Below are 17,534 nucleotides of genomic sequence, written 5' to 3'. Positions count from 1 at the left end.
ATTCTGCCGGTGGGCTGGGGTGTTGGCCGTAGCCAGACCAACTCCCACTGGCCTCAGAGTTGAATGTCGCCAGCGAAGCCCGCAGCGGGGCTGGGGCTGAGATCGAAGGAGAGGTCCACAGGAGCGGCAGGGGCCTCGACCGCCACCTCCTCAGCGACCTCCTCAGCCAGCTCGGCAGACACCTCAGCCGCCACTTCGGCAACCACCTCCGCCACCAGGACGGAGGCGAATTCCGCTTCCTCGGGGCTAAAAGCGTTGTCGTCCTCCAGCTCGTCAAATTGGTCGGCGGCCACCAACGGTTCGGGAGTGGCCAACTGGGGCCGCACGATCCGCGGGGCAGGCGAGGAACCAGTGATGTTCTTCATCCAACCGCGGCGGGCCACCTCGTAGAGCACCATGGCCGTAGCCACGGAGGCGTTGAGGCTGGGGGTAGCACCGCGCAGCGGGATCCGCACGAGTTGGTCGCAGTGCTTGCGGGTGAGCATCGACAGCCCGGAGCCCTCGGACCCGGTGACGATCACCAGGGGCCCATCGAGATCGGCCTCGGTGAGCGACACGCTGCCCTCTCCGGCCAAACCAATCACCCGATAGCCCTCTTCCTTGAGGGTTTCCAGGGAACGGTTGAGATTCACGACCCGGGCTACGGGCAGATGCTCGAGGGCACCGGCTGCCACTTTCGCCACGGAGCCGGTGAGGCCGGCACTGCGCCGCTGGGGCAGCACCAGGCCATGGGCACCGAGGGCCTCGGCACTACGCACGATCGCACCCAGATTGTGGGGATCGGTAATGCCATCCAGGGCCATCAACAGGGGGGGCTCACCGATGTTGCGGCAACCATCGATCAGCGTGCCGAGATCCAGGGTGTCGGCGGCAGCAGCCTGCAGCACGATGCCCTGGTGCACGGCGCCATCGGTGAGCTGCCCCAGGCGAGCCCAGGTCACCTCCTCCACCAGCACCCCACCGGCTTTGGCCTCCCGCAGCAACTGCATGAAGCGCGGCTGAAAGCGCATCTCAGCAGTGCACCAAATGCGGTGGATGGGCCGGTCGCTTTCCAGGGCCGCCTGGGCGGCGTGGCGCCCCCAGATCAGGTCGTCGGCGGGGCCGGCATTAAAGCGGGTGGAATCGCCCACCTCACCCACGGGCACCTCCACGGCAATGGCACGGTCGCGGTCGCGCGGTGGGCGGCGCTCCGCAAAGGCGGGGCGAGCGCCGAACTGGGGGCGACCCTGGGGGCGCCCAGGACGGAAAGAGCCGCCATCCGGGCGGGGGGCCGAGAAGCGGCGGCCCTCGGGGCGGGGGCCCCGATCCGGACGACCGACACCACCCGCTGCCCCACCGCCGGCAGCACTGCGGTCGTCGAAGCGGCCAGCCGGACGACCCGGACGCCGCTCGGGCCGACCGGCACCGAAGCGGGGACCATCAGGACGGCCGCCGGACTCGAACCGGCGCGGACCACCATCGGGGCGACGGGTGAAGGGCTTGCGACCGGCAGCGGGGCGGCCTTCACCCATGGAACTGCGACCACCACGATCACCGCGGTCGCCACGTTCTGGGCGATCCCCACGGTCACTGCGCTCGGGACGGTCGCCACCCTCAGGGCGCCATTCGCCTCGGGGCGCAAAGGGCCTGGACCCGCCACGGCCGCCGTAAGCGGGACGTGCCGGCTTGCCACCACCGCCACCGCCACGGGCGCCACCGCGTTCGCCGCCCCTGTAGCCACCACCCCCACCTGCGCCAGCTCCCTGGCCACGGTCAGGGCGGCGATCAAAACGAGGGCTCATATCAAGCAGGCAATGGGTTTATGGGTCGGCGTCCTCGAGTTGATCCAACAGCTGCGCGAGCCGGCCGGGATCCTGAAGAAAGAGCCAGCCCACCATTGTCTCAAATCCCGTCGCACGGCCATAAAGACCGGCCTCCCCCTTGCGAGGACCCCGGCCAGCCCGGTTGCGTCCCCTACGTACCAGCTCTAGCTCGGCGTCGGTCAAAACACCGCTGGCTTCCAGTTTTTCCAGGGCTGCCGATTGGGCATCGGCCCGCACATCCGCCACCACGGCCCTGTGAAGATCGGCACTACGGCCAGGTTGCCGGCATCGGCGCAGCCGCTGGTGCAACTCCCACACGGCATCGCCGAGCCAGGCCAACTGCAGGGGGCCCAACTCCACCTGCACAGCTGGAGGGGAGAGCTGGGCCAGCCAGCTGGCCGTGCCGGACTCAGGCGGCGATGGCGCCGAGGGCGGTGTCGAGATCGGGCTGGAGATGCAGGAACTCCTCGAGTCTCACCAGTTTCACCGTCTGCACAACCCGGGCATTGCCAACCACCAGAAACTGAACCTTGGCGTCGTTGCACTGCTTGGCCAGTTGCACCAGCACGCCAAGACCGGAGGAGTCGATGAAATCGATACGACTCAGATCGATCACGAGGGGATGCGCCTTGGCGGGTCGGTGATCGGCGATGAAGGCGAGAAACTGCTTGTCCGAATAGGCATCCAGCTGGCCTGTGAAGCTGAACAGCACACAGCCGTCCTGCTGCTCGTAGCCGCCCCTGAGGGACACGGTCAATCGCTGCAGATCAGTGATGGCTACTGGCCTCAAACGTGACAAGCGACCGAAGTGTAATGACGGTTTCGGGCTTGGGAGGCTCCGCAACAAATCAGTTGCGTCAGCGACGCTCCGCCATCAACGCCACGAAGCGGCCGAAGTGGTGATCGGCGTCGTGGGGACCCGGGCTGGCCTCCGGGTGGTACTGCACGCCAAACAGGGGCAGACGCCGGTGAGCGAGGGCAGCCACGGTGCGGTCGTTGAGGTTGAAGTGGGTGATGTCCACTTCGGCGGGGTTGAGGGAATCGTCAGCGAGGGCGAAGCCGTGGTTCTGGCTCGTGATCTCCACCAGGCCTGTGCTGCCGCAGGGGTGGTTGAGGCCGCGGTGGCCATAGCCAAGCTTGTAAGTGCTGCCTCCGAGGGCCAGGCCGAGGATCTGGTGGCCAAGGCAGATGCCGAACACCGGCAGATCGGGCTGCTGCACCAGGCCCTGGGCCAGGGCGATGCCGCTGGTTACAGCCGCCGGATCACCGGGGCCATTGGAGAGGAACACCCCTTCGGGCTGCAACGCCAACACCTGCTCGAGGCTGGCATCGGCCGGGAGCACCGTTACGGCACAACCATGGGCCGCCAGGCGCTCGAGGATGGCCCGTTTGATGCCGAAGTCGATCGCCACTACGCGGTAGGGGGTGGTGGGGACGCTCTGGAGCCGCTGGTCGAAGGCAGCAGGGCAGAGGCTGGTCCAGGTGTAGGGCTCAGCGGTGCTCACCGTCTGGGCCAGGTTGAGGCCGGCCATCGAGGGGGCCGAGCGCACCTGCTCCAGCAGCTGCTCAGGGCTACGGCCATCGGTGCTGATAGCGCCATTGATGGCACCGCCCTCGCGCAGGTGCCGCACCAGGGCCCGCGTGTCGATGCCGCTGATGCCCACAACGTTGTGGCGCTGCAGCCAAACATCCAGGGTGTCCTCGCTGCGCCAGCTGCTGGGCACGGGCGCCAGTTGCCGGGCGATTACGCCGCGCACGTGGGGCGCATCGGCCTCCTGATCGGCGCTATTCACACCGGTGTTGCCCAGTTCGGGGTAGGTGAAGGTCACCAACTGCCCCGAGTAGCTCGGGTCCGTCATGACCTCCTGATACCCGGTCATGCCGGTGTTGAACACCACCTCTCCGATGGCGGTGCCGCTGGCGCCGAAGGCTTCGCCGCGCAGCACCAGGCCATCGGCCAGCACTAACAGGGCGGGGTTCGGGGAGGGGGCTGTCGTCATAGGCACCCATCATCCCGCAAGGCCTTTCAGGCCAGGGCCGCGCGCAGCGCTTCCAGCCGTTGCCAGGCCGCACCGCTGGCTAGGGCCTCCAGGGCGGGGGCCACGCCGGCGGCCACGCTCTCCGCCCCGCCCGCGGCCCAGAGCACCAGGGCAGTGTTCAGGGCCACCACATCCCGCTGGGCCACCGTGCCTCGGCCTTGCAATACAGCTTCCAGGATCGCCTGATTGCAGGCCAGATCGCCGCCGGCCAGGGCCTCCGGAGGAGCCAGATCCAGGCCCAGGACAGCGGGATCGAGCTGCTCGGTCTGGACGGCCCCGGCTTCGATCAGCCGCAGCTGGCTGGTACCCGAGAGGGAGGCCTCATCCAGGCCTCCATGGCCATGCACCACCACCGCACGTTCCAACCCCAGCCGGGCCAAGGCCTCGGCCATGGGGTCGAGCAGGTCGGCGCGGGCCACACCGAGCACCTGGAATTCTGGCCGCAGGGGATTCACCAGGGGACCCAGCAGGTTGAACACTGTGCGCACCCCCAGGGCCCGGCGCAGCGGTGCCAGACCCACCAGAGCTGGATGCCAGCCGGGGGCGAACAGGAAGGTGACGCCAGTGTCGGGCAGCACCTCGATCACTCGGGCCGCGGGGGCCTGGAGGTTGATGCCCAGGGCCTCGAGCACATCGGCGGAGCCCACCTTGCCGCTGGCACTGCGGTTCCCGTGCTTGGCCACGCTGACGCCACAGGCCGCTGCGGTGAAGGCCACGGCAGTGGAGATGTTGAAGCTATCTGCCCCATCCCCACCAGTGCCACAGGTGTCCACCAGAGGGATGGCCGGCCGATCCCCCGGCAGGAGGCAGGCGGAGCGCAGCACCGCCGCCATAGCACCCAGCTCCTCGCCGTTCACCCCCTTGGCCCGCAGGGCCGCAAGCAGGGCACCCGTGAGCACGGGATCAATGGTTTCTGCCAGCCAACCCTCCATCAGGGCAGTGGCCTGCTGCGTACTGAGCGAATCGCCGCCGAGCAACTGCTCCAGCAGGGGGGGCCAGGGAAGGGCGGCGGCCATGGCGGGAGCTTGGGGGAGCAGGAGATGTAGCAGAAATTGGCCGAGTGGGAGCCGATCAGGGACTGTCCTGATCGGCGGTGTCGAAGCCGGAGCCCACCGCCTGGGGAGCCACCTCAGCGCCGGGTCTGTAGCCCGCCGCCCAGATGGCACGGCAGCGCTGATGGAGCTCATCGCGGCTGAGGCCCCACAGCCGCAGGGTCTTGGCCAGATCGTCCTGCAGATCGAGCGCCCCGGGAAAACCGGAGTAGCGCATCAACAGCCGACCCAGATCCACCAGCTGGGCATCACTGGGCTGCTGGGCGGCGAGCAGCTGGTCCACCAGGTCGCGATCGGTGGCGTAGAGGGGATGAGCCTGTTGGTCCTCAGCCATGGGCAGCTGCAGCGGCCGACAGCATCGCCCAGGTTCCGTAGGTTGGCGGCACCTTCAGGCACTCCATGGCCGCCATCCGTCTCGGCCTGATACGGCGCTATCTGCGGCCTTACAAGCGAACGGTGCTGATCGGCGCCCTCGCCCTAGTGGTGGTGAACCTGCTGAGCGTGTCAATTCCGCTGCTGGTGCGCGGCGTAATCGACGACCTGCAGGACGGCTTTGCCGTGAGCGATGTGATCCGCCAGGCCGCCCTGATCGTGGCGCTGGCCACGGTGATGGGGGGCGTGCGGCTGTGGTCGCGCATGCTGGTGTTCGGCGTGGGCCGCCAGGTGGAGGCCAGCCTCAAGCAGCAGATCTTCGATCACATGCTGCGCCAGGAGCCGGGCTGGGTGCAAACCACCGGTAGCGGCGAGGTGATCAGCCGCGCCACCAGCGATGTGGAGAACGTGCGGCGCCTGCTGGGCTTTGCAGTGCTCAGCCTCACCAACACGGCCCTAGCCTATGCCCTCACCCTGCCAGCGATGCTGACCATCGACCCCTGGCTGAGCCTGGCGGCCGTGGGCCTCTATCCGCTGATGCTCGCCACGGTGCGCCTGTTCGGCGGCCGCATGATGAAACAGCAGCGGCGCCAGCAGGAATCGCTGGCCCAGCTGAGCGATCTGATCCAGGAAGACCTCTCCGGCATCAGCGCCATCAAGATCTATGGCCAAGAGGCCACTGAGCGTCAGGCCTTCGCCGAGCGCAACCGCGCCTACCGCGACGACGCCCTCAACCTGGCCCGCACCCGCAGCACCCTGTTCCCGCTGCTGGAGGGCATCTCCTCGGTGAGCCTGCTGCTGCTACTGGCCCTGGGCAGCGGCCAGCTGGAGAGCGGCCGGCTCAGCATCGGTGACCTGGTAGCCCTGATCCTCTACGTGGAGCGGCTGGTATTTCCCACCGCCCTGCTGGGCTTCACGCTCAACACCTTCCAGACCGGCCAGGTGAGCCTGGAGCGGGTGGAAGAGCTGCTGCGACGCACACCCTTGATCCAGTCACCGGTGCAGCCCCAATCCATGCCCAGCCGCCAAGGGCCGCCAGCCGCGGCGGCGGTGGAGGCCCACAACCTGTGCGTGCGCTACGGCGGCGCCGAGCGCGAGGCGCTCCACAACGTGAGCTTCCGGCTGGCGCCTGGTGAGCTGGTGGCGGTCGTGGGACCGGTGGGCTGCGGCAAAACGACCCTGGCCCGCGCCCTGGGGCGCATGGTGGAGGTACCGGCAGGTGCCCTGTTCCTTAACGGCATCGACATCACGGCGGTGGATCTCGAGAGCCTGCGCCGCCAGGTGGCCCTGGTGCCGCAGGAGGGATACCTATTCACCGCATCCCTAGCGGACAACCTGCGCTACGGCGATCCCCAGGCAAGCCAGGAACAGGTGGAGCAGGCGGCGATCCAGGCCCGGCTGGAGGGCGACATTAAGGGCTTCCCCGATGGCTACTCCACCCTGGTGGGTGAGCGGGGCATCACGTTGAGCGGCGGCCAGCGCCAGCGCACAGCCCTGGGCAGGGCCCTGTTGGTACAGGCTCCACTGCTGGTGCTCGACGATGCCCTGGCCAGCGTGGACAACAACACCGCAGCCGACATCCTCCAATCGGTGCGCAGCCAGCAGGACCGCACGATCCTGATGATCAGCCACCAGCTCTCAGCCGCCGCGGCCTGTGATCGGGTGCTGGTGCTCGACAACGGCCAGCTGGTGCAGCAGGGGCACCACAGCGAACTGCTCCAGCAACCGGGCACCTACCGCCGCCTGTGGGAGCGGGAGCAGGCCGAGGAGCAGCTGAGCCGGGCGGCTTGACCGAAGACTTGTAGTGCTGTTGCAGACAACCGCCCTGGCCGTGGCTTAGCTGGATCTACCGCTCGGCGCCACTGCTGCCATGACCACCGGTGTGCCCCCCTACCGCCTACGCTGCACCCTCACCTTCGGCGACATCTACGGCCAGATCCTGATCTGGATGCTGGTGATCTTCGTGAGCTTGGCGGCGGGCCTGGCCCTGATGGGAGCCAGTAAGCCGATCTTCGCCCTGGTGGGCGTGGGCCTGATCCTGGTGCTCTCGCTTCCCTTTCTGCTGTTCGCCTTCACCACCACGCTGCTCAACCACATCTCCCTGGAGCCCGGCACCGGCAGCGGCGGCCCTGCCTAGGCTCTCCAAAATCTGCTAGCCCGCGGTGTTCGGACTTTTCCAAGGGATGGGCGCCAACAAAACCGCCCTCGTGAGCCCCGAAGCGGCCCTGCCTGGTCGCGCTGCAGCGATTCCCACCTCGGAACGCCACCTGGTGCTGGGCACCGCCCTGAAGGCACCGCTCAGCAACAGCCAGGACGAAGCCCTATTCGCCTGCGGCTGTTTCTGGGGAGCTGAAAAGGGCTTCTGGCGTTTGCCGGGGGTGATCAGCACGGCCGTGGGTTACGCCGGCGGGTTCAGCCCAAACCCCACCTACGAGGAGGTGTGTTCCGGTCGCACCGGCCACACGGAAGTGGTGCGGGTGGTGTGGGACGTGAACGCCATCGATTTCAGCGACCTGCTCAAGCTGTTCTGGGAATGCCACAACCCCACCCAGGGGATGGCCCAGGGCAACGACACCGGCACCCAATACCGCTCCGCGATCTATGCCAGCAGCGATCAGCAGATGCAGCTCGCCATCGCCAGCCGTGACCACTACCAGACCCTGCTGAACGCCAACGGCAAGGGAGCCATCACCACCGAGATCGCCACCAACAATCCGTTTTTCTTCGCCGAGGGCTACCACCAGCAATACCTGGCCCGGCCCGACTGCCGCCCCTACTGCTCCGCCCAACCCAGCGGGCTGCTGCTGGACAACCAGTGGGCCGGCTGCAACTACAAGCTGCCGGCTGCAGTATGGCGCCACTACGACTGGAGCATCAGCCACTGCGTGCTGCGGGGGGACAACGCCCCCATCCAGCTATGAGCCTGCGGGCCGTGGCCATCGTGCCGTTGCTGGCCCAGGCCATGCACTCCCCCTGGTGGGAGGACTACGCCATCAAGGATCGCTACCTCTGCCGCGACAAGGGCATGGTGGTGCTGGAGCGCAATGACGCCCAGGCCTCCCTGATCCATGGCCCCAACCGAAGCACCTTCTTCCGCGAGCGATCCGAGCTGCCGGGCCTCCACTACACAGCCGATGACATGCGCCTGATCCTGCGGGGCGACGAACTCACGATTGAGCGGCTGCCCCAGCGGCTGCAGTGCCTGCGCACCGAGCAGGTTTGAGCCCCACAGCCCTTCCCCCAGCATGAATCCCCTGCCCGACCGCACCGTGATCGTGGGACTGATCGCCACCCTGGGCCTTGTGTTTGCCCTGGTGTTCTGGTTCGTGAGGTTGAGTCCGTCCCAGGAGCCGGCGATGCTCTGGCGCCAGGAGCCCCCCACCTCCCAGCGCGGCCTGATTTGACCTCCTGCGGGAGAATGGGCCCAGAGACGACTCGGACCTCCGGGCCACCCCTCCCTTCGCCTGTGGATCCCACGCCTCCCCCAGCCCATACGTCCGACATCGACAGGCGCCAACTCCATCCCCTGCCTAAGGGGCTGGTGGAGCTCTATGGCCTGCTTGCCGTGCTGTTCGTGCTCGTGCCCGAATGGATGGCCGGTGGAGCCCTCTCCCGCTTCGGAGAGGGGCGCCAGGGCAGTGCCCTGCCGATCACCGCCGGTGCCTGGCGCCGGGTGCCGGAACTACGGCTCGCCTCCATGAATCTGGCGCAGCTGCGCAGCCTGGCCCGGGAGCTGCGGATGGCCGGCTACGCAGGGCTCAACCGTGAGCGTCTATCCAGCCGTTTACTGCGCCGAATTCAGGCCAGCGGCGGCAAGGCGCTGTGATAATTTCGTTCTCGCCGGGGCGTAGCGCAGCTTGGTAGCGCACCACTTTGGGGTAGTGGGGGTCGCAGGTTCAAATCCTGTCGCTCCGATTGACATCACCGGTTCATCAACCACCAGCCGCCCTTCCCCGGGCGGTTTTTTTGTGTCTGCGGAACTAGCCAGGGCCTCGCTGGAGACCCTGGCTCACTCGAGCCGCGTGGACACCCCGTAGCAGGCCAGCCAGCGGTTCACCCGCCCGCGCTGGCTCGGGGGCACCTCCTGCAGCAACTGGGAGAGTTCCAGGGCGCCGAGGCGGCGCAGATCGCGCACATCCACGTGCCAGAGGGCCTCGGCTTCGCGAATCAGCCGCGCCCAGGTGCGAATGTCCTGCCAGCGCCGCACCTGCTGGTGCAAGCAGGAGCCACCAGGGCTCCCCCTGGGATAGGCGCCTCGAACCATGGATGGTGCCGCGGGCCCTCAGCATGCAGGCTATGGCCCCTAGAGCACAAAACCGCCGGTTGGGCTTCCTGTTGCTGAAGCAAATCAGGCCGTGCGGCGCTGATCCTCCACAGCCACCACGGGAAAGGGCAGCAGGGAGGCCTCCCGCTCTGAGAGGCGGCGGCTCCAAGCGCCGTTGATCGGCTCATTCCAGCGGAAGCCGGCCTCGCGAGCCTTGTGGCGCTCGTCATAGGAGAGGCGGGCCCGGTAGAGCCGCCGGGGTTCCAGCCCTGCCTGCAGCATCGGCTCGAGCTCGGGGCAGCGTTCGAACACCTGGGCCAAGTAGATGCAATCGGTAAGGGCCCGGTGGGCCGCCCACACGGGAACCCCGTAGGCCAGGGCCAGATCCCGCACTGAGGGGTTGGCCCGCAGATGGCGGTCGGCCGGCCAGCGCAGATCCTCCATGCTGCAGACCCAGGGCTTGGAGATGGCAGGCAGCACCCCCTGACCAAACCACTGTCGATCAAAAGCTGCGTTGTGGGCCAGAACCGCATCAGCGGCCGCCAGCATCGCCTCGAAGCACTGCAGGGCCGCCTGCCATGGCTGGGGACGTTGCGTCACCGCGGCCGCAATGCCATTAACAGCTTCGGCAGCATTGGCCTGGCAAGGCAGAAGAAACGACACCTGGCTCAGCACAGCCCGGTGGGGCACATCAAAAAGAATCGCGCCCACTTCGATGCAGTGGTGCTGCTCCGAATCGAGCCCGGTGGTTTCCGTATCGAGAATCAGCAGCCGCTGCAGCCCCGGGGCCTCTGGCTCCGGGCAGCTCTCAGGCCCTGGGGCTGCAATGGCTTCTGAAGAAGGTGTAGGCGCTGGTTCTGGAGTGGGAATCGGCGCCGGAGCCGGGGGTTCCATCGCCGACACCAAGGCCAATAAGTCGGTCTGCTCCCAGCCCGATGGGCTGGGGCTATCAGTGCCTGGATTCCTGCTCGGGTCGTCGCCGGCCGTGGCCATCACCTGCTCCTGGGTATGGCCATGATCCCAGCTCAAGCGAGGCTCTGCCTAGGGTGCCAACATCTCGAACCCTGCTCCCGTGGCCAAGGCCCTCGCCGCCGGTGACCGTGCTCCCATGATTGCCCTGCAGGATCAAGCCGGTGTGGAGCGCCGCACCGATCAACTGGGCGGCCAGGCCCTGGTGCTGTTCTTCTATCCCAAGGACGACACCCCAGGCTGCACGATGGAGGCCTGCGCCTTTCGCGACAGCTACGCCGACCTGCAGGCCATGAACGCCCAAGTGTGGGGGGTGAGCGGTGATGACGCGTCCAGCCACCAGCGCTTTGCGGCGCGCCACAACCTGCCGTATCCCCTCCTGGTGGACCAGGGCAACCAGCTGCGCCAGGCCTTTGGAGTGCCCAGCGTGCTGGGCTTGCTGCCGGGCAGGGTGACCTATGTGATCGATGGCTCCGGCGTCATTCGCCATGTGTTCAACAACCTGCTGGATGGCCCCGCCCATCGCCGTGAAGCGATCGCAGCCCTGCAACGCCTCCAGCAGGAATGAACTGGCAGCAGCAGGGCAGCCTCTGGGGGCTACAGCCGGAGCGCCCCCGCTACCTGATCGAGTTCATCGGCGGCAGCTATCTCGCTGCCACCCCCCAGGTGAGCTACCGGCGCCTGCTCGAATCCTTCGCCCGCCAAGGCTGCTGCGTGCGAGCCTGGAGCTACGTGCCCGGCTTTGATCACCAGGCCCAGGCCAATCAGGCCTGGAAGCTGTTCCGGGCAGCGCGGGAGCGCCAGCCCATGGCAGGAGAGTCCCTGCCCATGAGGCTCGGCCACAGCCTCGGTTGCAAACTGCACCTGCTGGCTCCGGACAACGGCAGGGGCTCCTCCGGCCTCGCCGCCCTGAGCTTCAACAACTTCTCCGCCGAGCGAAGCGTGCCCCTGCTGGCGGAGCTAGCGCCACGGCTGGGCATCAGCACGGAATTCAGCCCCTCCCCTGAAGAAACCCTGCGGTTGATCGCCCGCGACTACCGCCAGCCCCGCAACCTACTGGTGCGTTTCAGCCGCGATGCCCTCGATCAGAGCCAGCGGCTGCTGGCAGTACTGCAGGCCCGCCAAGAAGACCGCTCCAAACTGGTGGAACGCCCGGGGGATCACCTCACCCCAGCCAGTGCAGGCTTGCGCCAGAACCTGCTGGGTACCTGGGCCGATGATCCGGCCCGCCAACGCCAGATCGATGAGCTAGCCGAAGGCCTACTGCGCTGGTGGCAGGGCGGCTAAAGCTCACACCCGCAGGGCATCCAGCACCGAGCGATCCTCGAGGGTGCTGGTGTCACCGCTCACCTCCTGGCCAGCGGCCAGGGAGCGCAGAATCCGGCGCATGATCTTGCCGCTGCGTGTTTTCGGCAGGGCATCGGTGAACTTGATCACATCGGGTTTGGCAATCGGCCCGATCTCCTTGCCCACATGGCTGCGCAGTTCTGCCAGCAGGGCATCATCACCGCTACGGCCGGCCTCCAGGGTCACAAAGGCCACGATGCCCTCGCCCTTGAGATCATCGGGCCGGCCCACCACGGCCGCCTCTGCCACGGCGGGATGGCTCACCAGGGCACTCTCGATTTCCATCGTGCCGAGGCGATGGCCCGACACATTGATCACGTCGTCGACACGGCCCATCACCCAGAAGTAGCCATCGGCATCGCGGCGGGCGCCATCACCAGCGAAATACAACCAGCTGCCATCGGAGGGCTTGATCTCTTCCCAGTAGCTCTTGCGGAAGCGCTCCGGATCGCCGTGCACGGTGCGCATCATTCCCGGCCACGGACGCCGCACCGCGAGGTAGCCGCCCTGATCGGCAGCCTGGGAGTTGCCGTCATGGTCCACCACGTCGGCGGCAATACCCGGCAGGGGCAGGGTGGCGGAGCCGGGCTTCGTGGGTGTGGCGCCGGGCAGGGGGCTGATCATCACGCCGCCGGTTTCGGTCTGCCACCAGGTGTCCACGATCGGGCAGCGGCCACCGCCAATCACGTCGCGATACCACATCCAGGCCTCGGGATTGATCGGCTCCCCCACCGTGCCGAGGATGCGCACAGAACTCATGTCGTACTGATCCGGCACCGCGCGTCCGCTCTTCATAAAGGCACGGATCGCCGTGGGCGCTGTGTAGAAGATGCTCACCTTGTGCTTCTGGATCACCTCCCAGAAGGCCCCGGGATTGGAGGGGCGCGGCGCACCCTCGTACATCACCGTGGTGGCGCCATTGGAGAGCGGCCCGTACACGATGTAGCTGTGGCCCGTGATCCAGCCCACGTCGGCGGTGCACCAGTGGATGTCGTCCTCGCGGATGTCGAAGATCCACTGGAAGGTGAGGTGGGCCCAGAGGTTGTAACCAGCGGTGGTGTGCACCACCCCCTTGGGCTTACCGGTGGAGCCGGAGGTGTAGAGCACAAACAGGCGGTCTTCACTCTCCATGGGCTCGGCCGCGCAGTCGGCGCTCTGGCCGTCAACAAGGTCGTGCCACCAGTGGTCCCGGTTGGCCTGCATGACGCAGGTGCCTCCGGCCCCGGCCAACCTCTGCACCACCAGCACCGCCTGCACACTCGGCGCACCGCCGTTCGCCCCCAAGGCTTCATCCACGGCTGGTTTCAAGGGCACGGGCTTGTCCTTGCGGAAGCCGCCATCGGCGGTGATCACCGCCTTCACCTCGCCATCAATCAGGCGATCGCGCAGGGCATCGGCCGAAAAGCCACCGAACACCACCGAATGGGGGGCGCCGATGCGGGCGCAGGCCAGCATGGCAATGGCCGCCTCTGGCACCATCGGCATGTAGAGGGCCACCAGATCCCCCTTGCCGATGCCGAGGGCCTTGAGGGCATTGGCGGCCTTGCACACCTCGGCATGCAGCTGGCGGTAGGTAAAGGTGCGGGTGTCGCCCGGTTCCCCCTCCCAGATCAACGCCGTCTTGTCGGCCCGGGGGCCATCGAGGTGCCGATCGAGGCAGTTAAAGCTCAGGTTGGTGCGGCCACCCTCAAACCAGCGGGCGAAGGGAGGGTTACTCCAATCGAGCACCGTGTGAAAGGGTTCAAACCAGTGCAGGTGCTCCCTGGCTTGCTCGTCCCAGAAGGCATCGGGATCGGCCTCGGCCCTGGCCGCCAAGGCCCAGTAGGCCTCCAGCGAGCCAATCCGCGCCGAGGCGGCCAAGGCCGCCGGGGGATCAAACACCCGCTGCTCCTGCAGCACCGATTCGATCGTGGGCCCCGTGGATGCGGCAGCGGACTGGACCTCTGTCATGGCGGTGGGAAGCAAGGGTGCAGCCGATGCGGCCTATTCAAGCGAGGAACAGGCGCCAGAGGCCCTGCTGTAACAGGCCAGGCCTGTGGTCGTTGAGAATGGCGGCATGGTTCGACCCGCCGCCTGCCTGTTCGACCTCGACGGTCTGCTGCTCGACACCGAGCCGCTGCATGCCCGGGCCTGGAGTGAAGCGGCTGCCCATTTCGGCAGAAGCCTGGCCCCGGCCGAGTTGCTTGCCCTGCGGGGGCGGCGACGGCTCGATTGCACCGCCCAGGTGCTGGCGTGGATCGCGGCCGATGGCGGGCCAAGCCTCAGTGGCGATGAACTGCTGGCCGTGCGCCAACCCATTGCCGAGGCCCTTTTGGTGCAGGCGCCACCGATGCCGGGTGCGCCCGAGCTGGTGGCCCGCTGCGCCGAGCTGGCCATCCCCATGGCCATGGCCACCAGCAGCGCCCGGCAGGCCGTGGCCCTCAAGGCGGCAGCCCACCCCTGGCTGGAGCCGATCCGCACGCGGGTGCATGGCGACGACCCCGAGCTCAAGGCCGGCAAGCCTGCCCCGGATGTGTTTCTGCTGGCAGCGGAGCGGCTCGGGGTGAGGCCAAGCCAGTGCTGGGCCTTTGAAGACTCCCTGGCCGGGGCCCGTTCGGCCGTGGCCGCTGGCTGCCAGGTGATGGTGGTGCTCGCCGCCGACCTCCACCCCAAGGACTATCCGCCGCAGGCACGCTGTCTACGGTCGCTGCGGGAGCTGCCGTTGGACGACCTGGAGTGAGCCGGAGGCCTAGTACAGCCGGCTGAGCACGAACTCCGGCAGGGCCAGCAGGGCGCTGCGGCTTTCGGAAGCAGGCAGCCAGGTGAGCGCTTCGCGGGCTTCATTGGCAAAGCCCTCGGCCAAGGCCCGGGAGCGGGGGATGGCCTCACTGCCCCGAACCAGCTCCAGGGCCTGCTCCAGATCCCCCTCCTGGCTGAACTCGCGCTCAATCAAGCCCGCCAGAGCAGGACGCTCCTCCAGGGCATAGAGGGCAGGAGCGGTGAGATATCCACTGGCCAGATCACTGGCGGCGGGTTTCCCCAGCTGCAAATCGCTGCCGGTGAAGTCAAGGATGTCGTCCACCACCTGGAAAGCCAAACCCAACTGGCGGCCAAAGCGATAGAGGGCATCCAGATGGGTCTCCGGCAGCCCGCTGAGCACGCCGGCCGCCCGGGCGCTGTTGGCGATCAGGGAGGCGGTTTTGCAGTAGCTCTTTTCGAGGTAGGTCTCGAAGCTCTGGCCGGTGTCGTAGCGGAACAGGCCCTGCTTCACCTCGCCATCGGCGAGGTCCATGATCACGCGGCTGAGCAGCTTCACCACCTCGAGATCGTCGAGGTTGGCCAGGTGCCAGCTGGCCTGGGCGAACAGGAAATCGCCAGCCAGGACCGCCACCCGGTGATTGAAGCGGCTGTGCACCGTATCCACGCCTCGGCGGGTGGAGGCCTCATCTACCACGTCGTCGTGGACGAGGGAGGCGGTGTGGATCATCTCGGTGATCTCCGCCAATCGCCGGTGGCGGGGGCTGAGCTCGCCATCGCTGGAGAGGGCCCGGGAAATCAGCAGCACGATGCCGGGGCGAATGCGCTTGCCCCCGGCGCTGAACAGGTGTTCTGCCGCAGCCTGGAGAATCGGATGCCCAGCACCGATCAGGCTGCGCAAATCGCTGAGCAGAACCTCGAGGTCGGCCTCGACGGGCTGGAGCAGCTCTGCGACCGTTGCCATGACCCCCTGCGGTGCGGTGATCCTAGAAGGCTCAGACCACTGGCCGCAGGCTCAGAGGGGATGAAGCGCCAGGCTGGTCGATCCATCACACATCCAGCTCAGCGCCTGGCTGGCGGCCGTGACCCCCACCAGCCGCTGGGCAGCCTGATCAAAGCCGTGGGGATCGCCCGTGGTGAAGAAGCGATGGCAGGGCTGGAGCTGATGCCGGCGCAAGCCGCGATAGGCCAATACCTCACCGAGGTGGCGAGCCACCGCCGGCGCCGGATCCAACACCGCCAGCCCAGGACCCACCAAGCGGCGGATCGTGTCGATCACGAAAGGGTAGTGGGTGCAGCCCAGCACGATCGTGTCGGCACCGGCCGCCAGCATCGGCTGCAGGAATTGACGCAGCTGGCCCTCGCAGGCAGGGCCATCCAGCTCCCCCCGTTCCACCAGATCCGCCAGGCCGATACACACCTGCTCCACCACACGCACATCGCAGGCGTGTTGGCCCACCGTGGCGCGGTAGAGCTCGCCTTGAAAGGTGGCGGGGGTGGCCATCACCCCCACCACACCAGAGCGGGTGAGGGCTACCGCCGGCTTCACGGCGGGCTCGAGGCCCAGGATCGGCAGCTGGTGAAAGCGTTGCCGCAGCCCGCGCAGGGCCACGGCGGAGGCGGTATTGCAGGCCACCACCACGGCCTTGCAGCCATCATCCACCAGGCGCTCGGTGATCCGCTCGCAGAACAACTGGATCTCCGCCGCCGTGCGGTTGCCATAGGGCACATGGGCGCGATCAGCGAGGTAGAGCGTGGATTCGCCAGGCAGCTGCTCCACGATCTGGCGCCACACACTCAAGCCGCCGACCCCGGAATCAAAGATGCCGATCGGCGCTTCACTCATGGGTTCTGAAGGAAGTAATTCAAGATTCCCGTGGCGATGGCCACCGCCATCCGGCGCCGGAAGGCTGGATCAGCCAGACGCGGGGAATCGAGCTGCCCCGTCACGAAGCCCATCTCCGCGAGGGCTGCTGGCATCACGGTGCGGCGGATCACGAAGAACCGACCGGGCCGAGCCCCCCGATCCGGACTCCCCGGGGAGATCGCCAGCATCTGCTCCTGCACCGCCTGGGCCAGGTTGCGGGAGCGGGCACTCTCGAAATAGAAGGTCTCGATGCCGTTCACATCCGGCCGGGCCATGCTTAGGGCATTGGCGTGGATGCTCAGGAAGGCATCGGAGCGGCTGTTGTTGGCCAAGGCCACCCGGGGCGGTAGGTCCACATCCACCTCGGAGGTGCGGGTGAGCAGCACCTGAATGCCCTTGGCCTGGAGCAGCTGGGCCACCTGCAGGCTCACATCCAGAACCACATCGGTTTCGCGCAGCCCACCGATGCCCACCGCGCCGGGATCCGGGCCGCCATGGCCCGGGTCAATCACCACCTTGTACCGGCCCCGGGGCACATCCGGCAGGGAGGCCGCCGAGGGCACCGGGCCGCTGGGCAGCACGGCGCGCTCAGGGACCGTCGCCCGCCAACTGGGGGCCGAAGGGGCTTCGAGATCACCTTCCCCCAGGGGAGCAAGGCCGGCGGCCACGGCGCCGAAGTCCATACGCCAGCGATCGCGGGACGTGCCCAGCAACTTCAGCCCGCGGGGGTCGAGGCGGGTACCGGGTTGAAACTCCACCACCAGCCGGGTGGTGCTGGCATTGGGCCTACCCACCCGCACCTGGCGCACCACGCCGGAGCCGGGGATGGTGCGGGTGCGCTGCGGAGCGCCGGGGAGATCAACCCACACCCGTGGCCCCACACCGCCCCGCCCCTCTTCAAAGAAGGCCTGGGCCGAACTGTTGGGAGAAGTGCGCAACTCCAGGGCGCCTTCGCGGTTGATCCGCCAGGCCGAGAGGGCACTGCCAGCCCAGGCGGGCAAAGCCATGGCCAAGCTGCCCAAGGGCACCAGCGCCGCCACCAGCAGACGAATTAGCAACAACCGCCGAGATCCTGTAGCCCGCATC

At 67.5% G+C, this 17,534-nt stretch carries 21 protein-coding genes and 1 tRNA gene; 10 read left to right on the top strand and 12 right to left on the bottom strand.

What is annotated here, in order from left to right:
- Positions 1 to 53: 53 nt before the first annotated feature.
- The 6 genes from rlmB to KBZ14_RS03830 all read right to left on the bottom strand — a co-directional run bounded on the left by rlmB (position 54) and on the right by KBZ14_RS03830 (position 5,227).
- Positions 54 to 1,781 (bottom strand): 23S rRNA (guanosine(2251)-2'-O)-methyltransferase RlmB, encoded by a 1,728-nt coding sequence (rlmB, locus tag KBZ14_RS03855; protein ID WP_255116981.1) that lies wholly within the window; start codon positions 1,779 to 1,781, stop codon positions 54 to 56.
- An 18-nt stretch (positions 1,782 to 1,799) separates the two neighbouring features.
- Positions 1,800 to 2,156, bottom strand: coding sequence for a ribonuclease III domain-containing protein (locus KBZ14_RS03850; protein WP_255117072.1), 357 nt, complete (start codon positions 2,154 to 2,156; stop codon positions 1,800 to 1,802).
- Positions 2,157 to 2,211: 55 nt separating this feature from the next.
- The gene (locus KBZ14_RS03845; protein ID WP_255116980.1) at positions 2,212 to 2,559 is read right to left on the bottom strand and encodes an STAS domain-containing protein; all 348 of its coding nucleotides are present in this window, start codon (positions 2,557 to 2,559) and stop codon (positions 2,212 to 2,214) included.
- 100 nt (positions 2,560 to 2,659) lie between these two features.
- A complete protein-coding gene (carA, locus tag KBZ14_RS03840; protein ID WP_255116979.1) occupies positions 2,660 to 3,802 on the bottom strand; it encodes a glutamine-hydrolyzing carbamoyl-phosphate synthase small subunit in 1,143 nt (380 codons plus the stop codon).
- A 26-nt stretch (positions 3,803 to 3,828) separates the two neighbouring features.
- Positions 3,829 to 4,857 carry an anthranilate phosphoribosyltransferase gene (gene trpD, locus KBZ14_RS03835; RefSeq protein ID WP_255116978.1) on the bottom strand — a complete coding sequence of 343 codons (1,029 nt, stop codon included), beginning with the start codon at positions 4,855 to 4,857 and terminating at the stop codon, positions 3,829 to 3,831.
- A gap of 55 nt (positions 4,858 to 4,912) precedes the next feature.
- Entirely contained in the window at positions 4,913 to 5,227 is a 315-nt protein-coding gene (locus KBZ14_RS03830) for a DUF3288 family protein (RefSeq protein ID WP_255116977.1), read from the bottom strand.
- 65 nt (positions 5,228 to 5,292) lie between these two features.
- Between KBZ14_RS03830 and KBZ14_RS03825 the strand changes: the two genes are divergently transcribed.
- From KBZ14_RS03825 to KBZ14_RS03795, 7 genes are all read left to right on the top strand, one after another.
- Entirely contained in the window at positions 5,293 to 7,056 is a 1,764-nt protein-coding gene (locus tag KBZ14_RS03825) for an ABC transporter ATP-binding protein (protein ID WP_255116976.1), read from the top strand.
- Between the two features lie 79 nt (positions 7,057 to 7,135).
- On the top strand, positions 7,136 to 7,402 hold the full coding sequence (locus KBZ14_RS03820) for a hypothetical protein (RefSeq protein ID WP_255116975.1): 267 nt from the start codon (positions 7,136 to 7,138) through the stop codon (positions 7,400 to 7,402).
- 46 nt (positions 7,403 to 7,448) lie between these two features.
- Positions 7,449 to 8,186, top strand: coding sequence for a peptide-methionine (S)-S-oxide reductase MsrA (msrA, locus tag KBZ14_RS03815; protein ID WP_255116974.1), 738 nt, complete (start codon positions 7,449 to 7,451; stop codon positions 8,184 to 8,186).
- On the top strand, positions 8,183 to 8,488 hold the full coding sequence (locus tag KBZ14_RS03810; RefSeq protein ID WP_255116973.1) for a hypothetical protein: 306 nt from the start codon (positions 8,183 to 8,185) through the stop codon (positions 8,486 to 8,488). The genes msrA and KBZ14_RS03810 overlap by 4 nt, the downstream gene beginning before the upstream one ends.
- Positions 8,489 to 8,510: 22 nt before the next feature.
- Entirely contained in the window at positions 8,511 to 8,669 is a 159-nt protein-coding gene (locus KBZ14_RS03805) for a hypothetical protein (RefSeq protein WP_255116972.1), read from the top strand.
- 62 nt (positions 8,670 to 8,731) lie between these two features.
- Positions 8,732 to 9,091, top strand: coding sequence for a Rho termination factor N-terminal domain-containing protein (locus KBZ14_RS03800; RefSeq protein WP_255116971.1), 360 nt, complete (start codon positions 8,732 to 8,734; stop codon positions 9,089 to 9,091).
- Positions 9,092 to 9,106: 15 nt separating this feature from the next.
- Positions 9,107 to 9,180 (top strand) — tRNA-Pro (locus KBZ14_RS03795).
- Between the two features lie 94 nt (positions 9,181 to 9,274).
- On the opposite strand, the gene KBZ14_RS03790 is transcribed toward KBZ14_RS03795, so the two are convergent.
- Both KBZ14_RS03790 and KBZ14_RS03785 read right to left on the bottom strand, forming a co-directional pair.
- The gene (locus KBZ14_RS03790; protein ID WP_255116970.1) at positions 9,275 to 9,529 is read right to left on the bottom strand and encodes a hypothetical protein; all 255 of its coding nucleotides are present in this window, start codon (positions 9,527 to 9,529) and stop codon (positions 9,275 to 9,277) included.
- 84 nt (positions 9,530 to 9,613) lie between these two features.
- Complete coding sequence (locus tag KBZ14_RS03785) at positions 9,614 to 10,423, bottom strand: 3'-5' exonuclease (protein WP_255117071.1); 810 nt, start codon at positions 10,421 to 10,423, stop codon at positions 9,614 to 9,616.
- Positions 10,424 to 10,601: 178 nt separating this feature from the next.
- Between KBZ14_RS03785 and KBZ14_RS03780 the strand changes: the two genes are divergently transcribed.
- Entirely contained in the window at positions 10,602 to 11,066 is a 465-nt protein-coding gene (locus KBZ14_RS03780) for a peroxiredoxin (RefSeq protein ID WP_255116969.1), read from the top strand.
- The gene (locus KBZ14_RS03775; RefSeq protein ID WP_255116968.1) at positions 11,063 to 11,785 is read left to right on the top strand and encodes a DUF1350 family protein; all 723 of its coding nucleotides are present in this window, start codon (positions 11,063 to 11,065) and stop codon (positions 11,783 to 11,785) included. The genes KBZ14_RS03780 and KBZ14_RS03775 overlap by 4 nt, the downstream gene beginning before the upstream one ends.
- A gap of 3 nt (positions 11,786 to 11,788) precedes the next feature.
- On the opposite strand, the gene acs is transcribed toward KBZ14_RS03775, so the two are convergent.
- Positions 11,789 to 13,795 (bottom strand): acetate--CoA ligase, encoded by a 2,007-nt coding sequence (gene acs / locus KBZ14_RS03770; protein ID WP_255116967.1) that lies wholly within the window; start codon positions 13,793 to 13,795, stop codon positions 11,789 to 11,791.
- 106 nt (positions 13,796 to 13,901) lie between these two features.
- Here acs and KBZ14_RS03765 point away from each other — a divergent pair, with 106 nt between their 5' ends.
- Entirely contained in the window at positions 13,902 to 14,564 is a 663-nt protein-coding gene (locus KBZ14_RS03765) for an HAD family hydrolase (RefSeq protein WP_255116966.1), read from the top strand.
- Between the two features lie 9 nt (positions 14,565 to 14,573).
- Here the strand turns inward: KBZ14_RS03765 and sds are convergent, their stop codons facing one another.
- Genes sds through KBZ14_RS03750 form a run of 3 tightly spaced genes read right to left on the bottom strand, consistent with a single transcriptional unit; the run spans position 14,574 to position 17,533 of the window.
- Positions 14,574 to 15,545 carry a solanesyl diphosphate synthase gene (sds, locus tag KBZ14_RS03760; RefSeq protein ID WP_255116965.1) on the bottom strand — a complete coding sequence of 324 codons (972 nt, stop codon included), beginning with the start codon at positions 15,543 to 15,545 and terminating at the stop codon, positions 14,574 to 14,576.
- 51 nt (positions 15,546 to 15,596) lie between these two features.
- Entirely contained in the window at positions 15,597 to 16,427 is an 831-nt protein-coding gene (gene murI, locus KBZ14_RS03755) for a glutamate racemase (RefSeq protein ID WP_255116964.1), read from the bottom strand.
- Positions 16,424 to 17,533: an N-acetylmuramoyl-L-alanine amidase gene (locus KBZ14_RS03750; RefSeq protein ID WP_399219586.1), complete on the bottom strand. Its 1,110-nt coding sequence runs from the start codon at positions 17,531 to 17,533 to the stop codon at positions 16,424 to 16,426. Before KBZ14_RS03750 ends, murI begins: the two co-directional genes overlap by 4 nt.
- Position 17,534 lies beyond the last annotated feature (1 nt).

The sequence above is a fragment of the Synechococcus sp. HJ21-Hayes genome (genome assembly GCF_024345835.1).
In the GTDB taxonomy this organism is placed as follows: domain Bacteria; phylum Cyanobacteriota; class Cyanobacteriia; order PCC-6307; family Cyanobiaceae; genus Vulcanococcus.
Note: the sequence above shows the minus strand (reverse complement) of the source record. Positions and strands in the feature narration are given on the sequence as shown.

Coding starts and splice junctions, on each gene's coding strand:
- KBZ14_RS03825 (WP_255116976.1), top strand. CDS start 5,293: ATGGCCGCCATCCGTCTCGGCCTGATACGGCGCTATCTGCGGCCTTAC.
- KBZ14_RS03765 (WP_255116966.1), top strand. CDS start 13,902: ATGGTTCGACCCGCCGCCTGCCTGTTCGACCTCGACGGTCTGCTGCTC.
- msrA (WP_255116974.1), top strand. CDS start 7,449: ATGGGCGCCAACAAAACCGCCCTCGTGAGCCCCGAAGCGGCCCTGCCT.
- acs (WP_255116967.1), bottom strand. CDS start 13,795: ATGACAGAGGTCCAGTCCGCTGCCGCATCCACGGGGCCCACGATCGAA.
- trpD (WP_255116978.1), bottom strand. CDS start 4,857: ATGGCCGCCGCCCTTCCCTGGCCCCCCCTGCTGGAGCAGTTGCTCGGC.
- murI (WP_255116964.1), bottom strand. CDS start 16,427: ATGAGTGAAGCGCCGATCGGCATCTTTGATTCCGGGGTCGGCGGCTTG.
- sds (WP_255116965.1), bottom strand. CDS start 15,545: ATGGCAACGGTCGCAGAGCTGCTCCAGCCCGTCGAGGCCGACCTCGAG.
- KBZ14_RS03805 (WP_255116972.1), top strand. CDS start 8,511: ATGAATCCCCTGCCCGACCGCACCGTGATCGTGGGACTGATCGCCACC.
- carA (WP_255116979.1), bottom strand. CDS start 3,802: ATGACGACAGCCCCCTCCCCGAACCCCGCCCTGTTAGTGCTGGCCGAT.
- KBZ14_RS03820 (WP_255116975.1), top strand. CDS start 7,136: ATGACCACCGGTGTGCCCCCCTACCGCCTACGCTGCACCCTCACCTTC.
- KBZ14_RS03810 (WP_255116973.1), top strand. CDS start 8,183: ATGAGCCTGCGGGCCGTGGCCATCGTGCCGTTGCTGGCCCAGGCCATG.
- KBZ14_RS03830 (WP_255116977.1), bottom strand. CDS start 5,227: ATGGCTGAGGACCAACAGGCTCATCCCCTCTACGCCACCGATCGCGAC.
- KBZ14_RS03790 (WP_255116970.1), bottom strand. CDS start 9,529: ATGGTTCGAGGCGCCTATCCCAGGGGGAGCCCTGGTGGCTCCTGCTTG.
- KBZ14_RS03785 (WP_255117071.1), bottom strand. CDS start 10,423: ATGGAACCCCCGGCTCCGGCGCCGATTCCCACTCCAGAACCAGCGCCT.
- KBZ14_RS03775 (WP_255116968.1), top strand. CDS start 11,063: ATGAACTGGCAGCAGCAGGGCAGCCTCTGGGGGCTACAGCCGGAGCGC.
- rlmB (WP_255116981.1), bottom strand. CDS start 1,781: ATGAGCCCTCGTTTTGATCGCCGCCCTGACCGTGGCCAGGGAGCTGGC.
- KBZ14_RS03750 (WP_399219586.1), bottom strand. CDS start 17,533: ATGCGGGCTACAGGATCTCGGCGGTTGTTGCTAATTCGTCTGCTGGTG.